This window comes from Phosphitispora fastidiosa, from assembly GCF_019008365.1.
GTDB classification, from domain to species: domain Bacteria; phylum Bacillota; class Thermincolia; order Thermincolales; family UBA2595; genus Phosphitispora; species Phosphitispora fastidiosa.
Genome location: NZ_JAHHUL010000013.1, coordinates 105809 through 117152, shown reverse-complemented (window position 1 = coordinate 117152; position 11344 = coordinate 105809). Strand labels below are relative to the sequence as shown.

The 11344-nt window shown below is 48.0% G+C and carries 9 protein-coding genes; all 9 read right to left on the bottom strand.

Features of this window, described 5'->3' with window-relative positions:
• Positions 1-568 precede the first annotated feature (568 nt).
• Positions 569-1801, bottom strand: a complete 1233-nt coding sequence (locus Ga0451573_RS12650) for an NAD(P)-dependent malic enzyme (RefSeq protein WP_231684485.1) — start codon at positions 1799-1801, stop codon at positions 569-571.
• 15 nt (positions 1802-1816) lie between these two features.
• On the bottom strand, positions 1817-2563 hold the full coding sequence (gene sdhB / locus Ga0451573_RS12645) for a succinate dehydrogenase iron-sulfur subunit (protein ID WP_231684484.1): 747 nt from the start codon (positions 2561-2563) through the stop codon (positions 1817-1819).
• A gap of 13 nt (positions 2564-2576) precedes the next feature.
• A complete protein-coding gene (gene sdhA / locus Ga0451573_RS12640; protein ID WP_231684483.1) occupies positions 2577-4304 on the bottom strand; it encodes a succinate dehydrogenase flavoprotein subunit in 1728 nt (575 codons plus the stop codon).
• 17 nt (positions 4305-4321) lie between these two features.
• Positions 4322-4939, bottom strand: a complete 618-nt coding sequence (locus Ga0451573_RS12635) for a succinate dehydrogenase/fumarate reductase transmembrane subunit (RefSeq protein ID WP_231684482.1) — start codon at positions 4937-4939, stop codon at positions 4322-4324.
• A 31-nt stretch (positions 4940-4970) separates the two neighbouring features.
• Positions 4971-5525, bottom strand: a complete 555-nt coding sequence (locus Ga0451573_RS12630) for a Fe-S-containing hydro-lyase (protein ID WP_231684481.1) — start codon at positions 5523-5525, stop codon at positions 4971-4973.
• A 15-nt stretch (positions 5526-5540) separates the two neighbouring features.
• Positions 5541-6383 (bottom strand): fumarate hydratase, encoded by an 843-nt coding sequence (locus Ga0451573_RS12625; protein WP_231684480.1) that lies wholly within the window; start codon positions 6381-6383, stop codon positions 5541-5543.
• A gap of 239 nt (positions 6384-6622) precedes the next feature.
• Positions 6623-8326 (bottom strand): sigma 54-interacting transcriptional regulator, encoded by a 1704-nt coding sequence (locus Ga0451573_RS12620; RefSeq protein WP_231684479.1) that lies wholly within the window; start codon positions 8324-8326, stop codon positions 6623-6625.
• Positions 8327-8341: 15 nt separating this feature from the next.
• Positions 8342-9331 (bottom strand): methylmalonyl Co-A mutase-associated GTPase MeaB, encoded by a 990-nt coding sequence (meaB, locus tag Ga0451573_RS12615; protein WP_231684478.1) that lies wholly within the window; start codon positions 9329-9331, stop codon positions 8342-8344.
• A 40-nt stretch (positions 9332-9371) separates the two neighbouring features.
• Positions 9372-11327 (bottom strand): acetate--CoA ligase, encoded by a 1956-nt coding sequence (locus Ga0451573_RS12610; RefSeq protein WP_231684477.1) that lies wholly within the window; start codon positions 11325-11327, stop codon positions 9372-9374.
• Positions 11328-11344: the final 17 nt, after the last annotated feature.

The following is an 11344-nucleotide window of genomic DNA, read 5'->3' as shown; positions in this document are numbered from 1 at the left end:
CCAATACGGCTTAGCTCTCGGCTAACGTTTATTGGCTCGTTCACAACCATCTCTCCACTGTTCAGTTTTCAAAGACCATCGGTTGTTCCTGCGGCATCTCTGCCGCGGAACTTTATCTTACCACACTTGACCCTCTCGAGTCAACTGGTAACCTCTGCTGTTTTTTCGAAGCTCTACGCGGCTCTCTCAAGCCCGGATTTACATCTTACCACAACTATGGCTCATCAATCAACCGGTAATCTCTGGATAAATTAATATCATGTCATATAACGGTGTTTATAATGAAAACGAGACTGGACTTCGTCCCAGGTTCTCGGCCATTGGTGTGGCATCGACATTGACTAATATAGCACACCTGTAAGCATCTTGTCAACAACTTTCCTCAAAAATATCTGTTTATTCTATGATAATATTACCCTGCCCTGTTTTGCCAATTTAAATACCCTTCATTTGATATCTGTACGATAGGGGCAGATATATTTCCGAAGGGAATTCTGTGGTAAGTTGAATCTACCGAAAAGGCTCTCTGCGATAATGCAAAGAGCCTAATATAAACATATTCACAGGCTTATTTCCCGACGAGTTTCCTCGTTTTTTCCTTTATCTTATCATAATCCACCGGTGTCTTTACCCGGGCGACACCTGATTCCACAGCTGCCCTGGCAACAGCTGCAGCAACCTCAGGAGCTACTCTCGGGTCAAAAGCTCTGGGTAAGATATAATCCCTTCTTCTCTCGGCATCACCTATTAAACCTGCAATAGCATATGCTGCGGCCACCTTCATTTCCTCATTTATATCAGATGCGCGCACTTCAAGAGCACCCCTGAATATTCCTGGAAATGCCAGCACATTATTGACCTGGTTGGCATAATCAGATCGCCCTGTGCCTACCACGGCCGCCCCTGCCGCCAAAGCCTCATCCGGGTTTATTTCCGGTACCGGATTGGCCATTGCAAAGACTATCGGGTCAGTGTTCATTAAAGCAACCATTTCCTTCGTCAAAACCCCCGGAGCAGAAACACCGATAAATACATCCGCGCCTTTAATGGCATCAGCCAGTGTTCCCCTGATTTTGTCCCGGTTAGTTACCTCAGCCATTTTAGTCTGGGCCGGATTCATCCATTCCTCACCCTCACAGACTACCCCGAAGCGGTCAACAAGAACCCCATTTTTTAAACCTGCCTGAAGCAGCAGCTTTGTAATGGCAATACCGGCTGAACCTGCTCCATTAAGGACGAGCTTTATTTCATCCAGCTTCTTGCCAGTAACCCTCAAAGCATTTAACAGGGCTGCCAGGACCACTACTGCTGTACCATGCTGGTCATCATGGAATATTGGGATACTGGTTTCCTTCTTTAACCTGGCTTCTATCTCAAAACACCTGGGCGCTGATATATCTTCCAGATTAACTCCGCCAAAGCTTGGCTCCAGAGCTTTGACCACCCGGACGATTTCATCAACATCTTTTGTTGCAATACAAAGTGGAAAAGCATCTACTCCGGCAAATTTCTTGAAAAGAACACATTTGCCCTCCATTACCGGCATAGCCGCAAGGGGCCCGATGTCCCCAAGCCCGAGAACAGCAGTACCGTCAGAAATTACAGCAACCATATTGCCCCGCGCAGTATACTCATACACTGCATCCGGGTTTTGATGGATAACCTTACAGGGTTCTGCAACCCCGGGTGTATATGCCAGGCTTAGAGCATCCATGCTGTCAACTTCAACTTTGCTGGTTACTTCAATTTTTCCAACCAACTCCTTATGCAGCTGCAGCGCCCTTTCCTTAAGGTCACTCACTCTTAACCGCCCCCTTTATTTTCTGAACCAATTCCTGATTCCGTGTATTGTGGTATCCCTGTTCAATTGAGCTATGGCTGTAGTCAGGGGAATATTTTTTGGGCATGCCTCAATGCAGTTTTGGGAATTACCGCAATCTGTGATGCCCCCTTCGCCCATAATTGTTTCCATACGCTCTTCCTGGGTCATGGCGCCAATGGGGTGTTTGTTGAAGCGCAATACCTGGGCAAGAGGCGCCGGGCCGATAAAGCTTGACCTGGAGTTAAAGTTCGGACATGCTTCATAACAGCAGCCACATGTCATACAGCGTGAAATCTCATACATCCATCGCCTTTCCCGCTCCGATACCCGGGGACCTGGCCCCAGATCAAAAGTTCCGTCAATATTGACCCAGGCCTTGACCTTTTTAAGATGTTCAAAAAGGAGCTCCCGGTCAACCTTGAGGTCACGCACTACCGGAAACTTACTCAACGGTTCCAGTGTAATCGGCTGTGGCATTTTATCAATTAATGCACTGCAAGCCTGTCTGACCTTGCCGTTAATAATCATTGTGCAGGCCCCGCACACCTCTTCCAGGCACGAACAATCCCAGACTACCGATGTAGTCTTTTCGCCGTTTGCATTAACCGGTTTTTTCCGAATTTCCATTAATACCGATAATACGTTCATGTTTGGCTTATATGGAACTTTAAATTCTTCCCACTTAGGGAAATCCCTGCTGCCGTTTTGTCTTTTTATTTTGAGGTGAATATAATCAGGCATATTAATCCCCCCATTAATCATATTTTCTAGCCCTGGGTTTAAGCAGCGAAACATCCACATCTTCATACTCAAACCTGGGTCCGGATTCAGTCCAGTATGCCTTGGTTGTTTTGAGCCACTGGTCGTCATTACGTTCAGGATAATCGGGCATATAGTGTGAACCCCTGCTTTCCTTCCTGTTAAATGCTCCCAGAGTAATAACCCGGGCTAGCTGCAGCATATTCCATAACTGCCGGACAAACGGCACAACCTCATTGGCCCAGCGGCCCGTATCGTGGATACCGATATTTTTGAACCGCTCCATCAATTCCTGTAACTTATTGTCACCCCTCATCAGGCTCTTTTCATACCTGACAACGCCTACATCTGTTATCATGGCTTCGCCCAGTTCCTCATGGATAACATAGGGGTTTTCAATCCCATCCATACGATAGATTGACTCCGCAATATCCTTTTGGCGGGTCAACTCCCTGTCAAATACCGACTGGGAGACATCTGCAGCCGATTTCTTCATCCCTTTTATGTATTTGATTGCATTGGGCCCGCAAATGTAGCCACTGTAAGACGCCGACAACAGGGAATTGGCTCCCAGGCGGTTGGCCCCGTGGTACATATAATCACACTCTCCGGCTGCAAACAGGCCGGGAATATCGGTCATGTGGTTAGAGTCGACATACATCCCACCCATAAAATAGTGCGGCGCCGGGAATATCTTCATTGGTACCTTGACAGGATCCTCTCCATAGAAATTGCGGTATATCTCCATAATCCCGCCAAGGCGTACCTCCAGAAATTCGGGGTCTTTATGGGTCAGGTCCAGGTAAACCTGGTTTTTACCATCAACCCCTAGTCCCATCTCGACACATACCTTGTAGATAGCCCTTGAGGCAATATCCCTTGGCACCAGATTGCCATAGGCCGGATACCACTCCTCGAGAAAATACCATGGCTTGCCGTCTTTATAGGTCCAGATACGTCCTCCTTCACCCCTCGAGGCCTCAGACATCAACCTCAGCTTATCATCACCCGGCATTGCAGTTGGGTGAAACTGTACAAACTCACCATTAGCAAAAGACACTCCTTGCTGATACACTGCTCCGGCAGCGCTCCCGGTACAGATTACCGAGTTGGTGCTTTTACCATATATCATACCTTCTCCGCCTGTTGCCAGAATTACCGCATCTGCAGGAAATGCATGTATTTCCATTGAATTAAGGTCCTGTGCGGTTATACCGCGGCATAAGCCCTCATCATCAATAACCGCGGAAAGGAACTCCCAGCCAATATATTCCTTGACCTTACCGGCCGCAACCCATTTTCTAACTTGCTCATCAAGGGCATAAAGCAGCTGTTGACCGGTGGTCGCTCCGGCAAAAGCTGTTCTCCTGTTCTTTACCCCGCCAAACATCCTGAGGTCAATAAAACCCTCAGAAGTCCTGTTAAACATCACTCCCATGCGGTCAAAGGCGTAAATCAATCCCGGCGCCGCTTCCACCAGTCCCTTAACCGGCGTCTGGTTGGCCAGGAAATCCCCTCCGACAATGGTATCCTCAAAGTGCTGCTGAATACTGTCATTTTCACCTTTGGTATTCAGAGCCGCATTAATTCCTCCCTGAGCACAAATGGAGTGCGAACGTTTAAACGGCACCAGAGAAAAAGCATCTACTTCAGCCCCTGCTTCTGCAGCCTTTATTATACTCAGAAGGCCTGCCAGTCCGCCGCCGATAACAATGACTTTCATGTAAATACAACTCCCTTCTACCCTGCTAAAGCTATTAATCCAACAGTGCCGGCGCCGGACATTATCAAAAACAATGCTGTACATACATTCTGTAAAATCTTTTGAGACCTTGGCCCCAAAGTAATTCCCCAGCTAATGGCAAAGGTGTAAATCCCGTTTGAAAAGTGAAACACTGCAGCCAACAACCCCACTAAATATATAATGAAGAAAAGCGGTTGAGCTAGAATGCCGTTCATAAACTCGTATGATATTTCTATACCTGATATTGCCCTGGCGATCCTCGCTGTATAGGCATGGTAAATCACAAACAGGAAGGTAACGATTGCCGTTATCCGTTGCAGGTAAAACATGTAGTTGCGGAAATACTTATATTGCAGCACATTATTCTTTGAAAGATATACATAATATAGACCCAATATAGTGTGAAATGCCAGGGGAACTGCTATCAGCAGGATTTCAATAGGAACCAGGAAAGGAATCTGCTGGAATGCTTCAATTTTTTGGTTGTAATATTCCGGTCCTTTCAGGGCAAAGGAATTTGTAATCAGATGTTCCAGCAGGAAAACCCCTATTGGAATGATTCCAGTCAGAGAATGTATCTTTCTTTCAAGAAAATTACCCGTTATAAATCCCATAACCCGCATCCTCCCTTCAGGGAAATGTATTTTATTCGCCCTGGTACTGTTGACGGCCCATGTTGTACATATCTCCACCATGGGTATCATTAACGACAATCACCGGGAAGTTCTCGACCTCCAACCGGTATATAGCTTCCGGACCCAGCTCAGGATAAGCAACAACTTCTGACTTGATGATGCGTTTTGAAATAAGGGCAGCCGCCCCTCCAGTAGCCGCAAAGTAAATTGCCCTGTTTTTTTTGATGGAATCAAGCACTTCCCGGGAACGCAGGCCTTTGCCAATCATACCTTTTAAGCCAAGGTCCAGCAGGGCCGGTGTGTATGCATCCATACGCCCGCTGGTGGTGGGTCCCGCAGAACCAATTACCTGTCCCGGCCTAGCCGGAGAAGGTCCCACGTAATATATTATCTGACCTGTGAGATCAACAGGCAGTTCTTTGCCCTCCTGTATCAATTCAAATAATTTTTTATGTGCCGCATCCCGACCGGTATAAATCGTACCATTAAGGAACACCAAGTCCCCGGCTTCTAGTTTTTCAATCATATCATCATCCAAAGGCGCTGCCACTGTATATTCAGCCAATCAAACCACCCTCCCTCATAAAATAATAGTTTTGTGCCGTGCTGAATGACAGTTAATGTTTACTGCCACCGGCAGACTTGCAATATGTGCCGGAAAAATCTCTACATTAACAGCCAGTGCAGTTGTCCTGCCGCCAAGACCCTGGGGCCCAATGCCCAATTTGTTTATCTCCTCCAGCAGGTCCTCTTCCAAAGTTGCTATAGACGGGTCCTCATGCCGCTGATCCAGCGGTCTCAGGAGAGCCTGTTTGGCCAGGAGCGCCGCCTTTTCCATGGTTCCCCCAATGCCTACCCCCACAACAATTGGCGGGCAGGGATTAGAACCGGCCTTATCTACAGTCTCAATAACAAAACTCTTCACACCCTCGACTCCCTGGGCCGGCTTCAGCATTCTGACACCACTCATGTTCTCACTACCGCCTCCCTTGGGAGCAATGGTGATTTTCAGTTTATCCCCAGCCACCAGGTTGGTATAAATTATGGCCGGAGTATTATCCCCGGTATTTTTTCTTTCCAGGGGATGCCCAACTATGGATTTCCTTAGGTAGCCCTCAGTATAACCCTGCCGTACACCTTCATTAATTGCATCTTCCAGGACACCCCCTTCAAGGCGAAGATCCTGCCCGACTTCCACAAAAAATACCGCAAAACCCGTGTCCTGACACATCGGCAGCCTTTCTTCCCGGGCTATTTTCGCATTTTCAATCAACTGGTCGAGAATATTGATGCCAAGGGGAGAATCTTCCTGTTCCCGGCTTTTCTGGATAGCTCTCAGAACATCTTCCTCCAGATAGTAATTTGCCTCCTGACACAATCCGCTGACTACACTGACAATGTCCTCATATTTGATTGTTTTCATGCAAACCCCCCCAAAACTTTTCTATATCTTTTCTATATGGTAATGCAAATACCATGCCAGACCTCATTGTCCCCTGTTTCCCTGAGTTTCCGGCCTTTCAGACACCTTTGAAAGTTTTAATTCTTATAACACCATGAAACGAGACAGGGTATAAACGTTACAGCCACAAGCTATTCTAATTATTGCAATAATTATTCTAAATTTTAGAATAACATAGTGAGACCCTTACGTCTTATATCTTAGTAACCAAATTTCTTCATCTTGTTATAGAGAGTAGCCAGGGAAATTTTCAAGGTAGAGGCCGCCTGCTTTTTGCCTTCCAAACTGCCTCCAAATTCATCCAGAGCCCTTTTAATCATTTTCTTTTCCATTTCTTCGATTGGGACAATTTCACCGGGACACCAGGATCCTGTCTCTAATAGTCTTCCCGCCAATTGTCCAATATGCAAATGGGTAATGACCTCTTCCCCGTTGTCCATTTTTATGATGGCACTCTCAAGGACATTTTCGAGTTCCCTAATATTTCCGGGCCAGTGATATACATAAAGGCGTTCATATGCTTTCCGGGAGACCCCTTTAACCTTTTTGCCAAGTTTCCGGCTAAACCTGCTAATAAAATAATCTATTAATAATTTCAGGTCTTCCTTCCTCTCCCTCAGGGGAGGTATGTGAAGCTCCACTACATTGAGCCTGTAAAAAAGGTCTTGCCTGAAATCGCCCTTTTTGACCATCTCTTTCAGGTTTCTGTTGGTAGCAGAAATTACCCGAACATCGGTCTTGATAGTAACAGACCCGCCAATCCGCTCTATTTCCTTTTCCTGAAGAACCCTGAGCAGCTTTGACTGTAAAGAAAGGTTCATATCACCTATTTCATCCAGAAAAATGGAGCCTCCCTGAGCCAATTCAAATTTGCCGAGCTTTGTTTTCGTCGCTCCCGTAAATGCGCCTTTCTCATGCCCAAAAAACTCACTTTCCAGCAGGGTCTCCGGTATAGCGGCACAATTAACTTTAATAAATGGCGCTCCGCTGCGGTTGCTTGCCTTGTGCAGGGCATGGGCAAAAAGCTCTTTCCCTGTCCCGCTTTCACCGTAAATTATTACCGTGGAATCTGTCAAGGCTGCTTTCCTGCCCATCAGTTTGGCTTCTATAATACCCTGAGAGCGTCCCGCTAAATCATCAAAGGAGTATTTGCTGCCACTAACCTGCCCCAGCCTGTTCTGCAGGTTACGGATCATGTTACAGCTATCTTTCAGTTCATCCATAAGCTTCATTATATCTGTAATGGGTTGAAAAGAAACCACCGCACCATATATACTGCCATCAATCGCTATTGGACATGCATTCGAGACAACCTCGGAATCTGAACCGCCAACTTTCCGCTGGCCGGTCACAGGCTTTTGAGTTAGGATAGCCTGAGCCAGAGCCCCCTCCGGTGAGACCTCAAAAATATTCTGCCCTATCCGGGTCTCTTCCGGAATGCCTGTAACCCTGCTGAAGGCCGGGTTGACGTATTTGATAAGCCCGTTCATATCGGCAACTTCTATGGCCTCCTGGACCGAATTCAGAATAGCTGAAAGTTCTCCTTTTATTCTTTTAATTTCCAGCAGCTTCTCTTTTTCTTCCAATATCAACATCATCAGGTCGGCAGCCTGTGCTTCCATTACTGCCGTGTCACCATGCTTGACGTGATGAATCCTGCTCTGGACCTCATTTTGACCGGTGGCTTCTATAATCACATCAATTCCGGGTTTTCTTATAAGTTCCACAAAGTCCGTAGTGTTGAACACACCATCCTTTTTGGCCAGCAGCATCCCTGGAGCATGAGGGTTTTTGTCAGCAATCCCGGCAATATTGATGCGCTCCATGGTTTTCAGGATCCTGTACAGAGTTGCTCCCCCGCGGCCGGCGCCAACTATGGCAACATTAAAATCAGCCAACATCATCCCCCCTCTCCAATTTTATAACACATCCTGGCAGCCAAAGGAATATATCTCTTCCTTGAACCCTCCGGCAAATATCCCCTGGAGCATCGCCACGGCTGCCCCATAAGGGTCAGCCTGCCCAGAGGCAACCCGGTGGGCCGCGTTTGTGAGCAGTCCTTGTTGTTGTCCCTGCCGTCCTAACCACTCGCCAAACAAGGAGATTATTGTCTCCGAAAGTTCATCCAGGACACGCTGCTGCCGTTTCTCCTCCAGTTTTCCGCTCTCAGACAGGTATTGGCAATGGTTTTTTACAGCCTGAGCCAGCTCACTGACCCCCTGTCCATTGATTGTTACCGTCTCAACCACCGGAGGACACCAGGGGGCTCCGTGACAGTTTGTTTCAACCATTATCCTGACCTCTCTGGCCATACGCCTGGCCCCGGGCAGGTCGGCCTTGTTTAAGGCAAATACATCGGCAATCTCCATTATCCCAGCCTTGATGGTCTGGATACTGTCACCCCCTCCGGGTGTAAGTACAACTATGGTGGTATCTGCAATCTTCATTATTTCCATCTCAGACTGCCCAACTCCAACAGTTTCTATCAATATGATATCTTTACCGCTGGCAGCCAAAATCTGTGCCGCTTCCCCGGTTGCCAGGGACAGTCCTCCAAGACTGCCCCTGGTGCCCATGCTGCGGATAAAGACACCACTGTCTGTAGCATGCTGCTGCATCCGGATACGGTCCCCCAGAAGGGCGCCACCGGTAAAGGGACTGCTGGGGTCAACTGCGATTATGCCCACAGTCAGCCCCTTCCGGCGGTACTCAGTAATTAGCCGGTCTGCCAGGGCGCTCTTGCCTGCGCCAGGAGGACCGGTGATGCCGACAACTAAAGCATGGGAAACCCGTGACCGCAGTCCTGCCAGCATTTTATATCTCCGGGGGTCCCTGTTTTCAACCATAGTAATAGCTCGCGCTACCGTTCTCCGGTCTCCGGAAATCACCTTTTTCAGCATTTCTTCCATAATACCACCTGCATTTCACCGGTTAATTATGCAGCGAAGCTTAGCCGCGCATCTTTTGGATAGCTTCCTTAATTTCACTAACCGAAGCTTCCTCCTCAATAGTTGACAGATCACCCAGTTCGGCATTCGACCAGAGAGTACGCATAACCCGGCGCATGATTTTACCACTGCGGGTCTTGGGCAGTATTTTAACAAACTGGATGTCCCGCATTACCACTATTGGACCCATGGTATTGCGAACATGGGTAATCAGTTCTTGTGTAAGTTCTTTAGAGGGCTCATAGCCGGCTTTGAGGACAACAAATGCACAGGCTACCTCACCGCGCAATTCATCAGGGACTCCGGAAACGCCACTTTCTGCTACAGCCTCATGGGATATCAGGGCATTTTCCACCTCAATTGTGCCAATCCGGTGGGCAGCAATTTTCATTACTTCATCAGAACGGCCGGCAAACCAGATATAACCGTCTTCATCCATTGTAGCTGCATCACCGCAATAGTAGGCTCCCTTTGTGGCCGGGTATTTCTCCCAATATGAAGTCAAATATGTTTCCGGATCTCCCCACAGCGTTGACACCAGGCCGGGGAATGGTCTTTTTATCAGCATGGCGCCCTTATCTCCAATTGGTGTCTTTTCACCGGTCTTGTCATCTACGATCTCCATTACCACACCGGGAACCGGGATACCTGCAGAACCAGGCTTGATAGGTATCATTCCCAGTCCGTAGGGATTGGCAAAAATCGGACCCGAGGTCTCGGTCTGCCACATATGGTCTATAACCGGAATACGGTTTTCAAACACTTCCTCTTGCAGCCACTTCCAGGCCGGCGGGTTCAGCACCTCGCCGGCACAGAATATGCGTTTGACTGTGCTTAAATCGTGACTTTTTGCCTGGTCCAGGCCCAGTCTCATCAGACCGCGTACACCGGTAGGGGATAACCATAATGCAGTGGCTTTATATTTCTCCGCAATGGCCCACCACATATCTTTTCGCGGGTAATCGGGGGTTCCTTCATAGATCACCGATGTACAGCCATGAAGCAGCGGGCCGTATACATTATAGCTGTGCCCTACAATCCATCCAATATCTGAAGTACAGAACCAGATATCGGTTTCGTCGAGACCATAAATCCACTTGGCCATATTGTATACATATATCTGGTAGCCACCGTGTTTTTGCACAGTTACTTTCGGCTTGGCCGTGGTTCCCGAGGTAGGCAGCATGAACAGAGGTTCATTTGATTCCATAAGTTCCACTGCAGAACTCTGGCCCTCGCCACCGGCTAAAAAATCATCCCAGAAAATGTCCCGGCCGTCTTTCATCTCAGGGTTGGCGCCTTTTTTAAGCACCACCACTTTTTTAATTTGGTCCGGGGGGCACCTGTCAAGCCCATCATCAACAATTTTCTTCAGGTTTACCGGTTTGCCCCGACGCAAATTCTGATCCTGCAGAATTACGTACTGGGCACCGGAGATATTGACCCGGTCAGCTACCGCTCCGGCGGAAAAACCGGCGAATATCACCACATGGATTGCTCCTATCCGGGCACAAGCCAGCATTGTTGCGATGGAATCTATGCTGGTGGGCATGTAGACAACTATCCGGTCGCCTTTTTTTGCCCCCATACCGCGCAGGGCTGCGGCAATTTTTTGTACCCTATAGAGGAGCTCAGCATACGTTACCGTATTAGCCTCACTGGTTTCACCCGATTCAGCTACCAGAGCCGCCCGGCCGGCACGCCCTCTCTCGATATTATAATCCAGGCAGTTGTAGCTGATGTTGGTAAGCCCGCCTTCGAACCACCTGAATGTCGGGTAGTCCCAAGTAAACACCTTATCCCATTTCTTAAACCAGTGGATATCATTTGCAGCTTTAACTGCTGCATTCTCCCAGAACCCCTCCGGGTCCTCCTCAGCCCATTTCATAAAAGCTCTCACGTGCGGCGGGATTAGACCGGTTCCCACTGTCTTCAAACCCTCAAAATTGTCTCCCATTCAAGATACCTCCTACA

Excerpts from the sequence above, each read along its gene's own strand:
- sdhB (WP_231684484.1), bottom strand. The coding sequence starts at position 2,563 with ATGCCTGATTATATTCACCTCAAAATAAAAAGACAAAACGGCAGCAGG.
- sdhA (WP_231684483.1), bottom strand. The coding sequence starts at position 4,304 with ATGAAAGTCATTGTTATCGGCGGCGGACTGGCAGGCCTTCTGAGTATA.
- Ga0451573_RS12635 (WP_231684482.1), bottom strand. The coding sequence starts at position 4,939 with ATGGGATTTATAACGGGTAATTTTCTTGAAAGAAAGATACATTCTCTG.
- Ga0451573_RS12625 (WP_231684480.1), bottom strand. The coding sequence starts at position 6,383 with ATGAAAACAATCAAATATGAGGACATTGTCAGTGTAGTCAGCGGATTG.
- Ga0451573_RS12620 (WP_231684479.1), bottom strand. The coding sequence starts at position 8,326 with ATGATGTTGGCTGATTTTAATGTTGCCATAGTTGGCGCCGGCCGCGGG.
- meaB (WP_231684478.1), bottom strand. The coding sequence starts at position 9,331 with ATGGAAGAAATGCTGAAAAAGGTGATTTCCGGAGACCGGAGAACGGTA.
- Ga0451573_RS12610 (WP_231684477.1), bottom strand. The coding sequence starts at position 11,327 with ATGGGAGACAATTTTGAGGGTTTGAAGACAGTGGGAACCGGTCTAATC.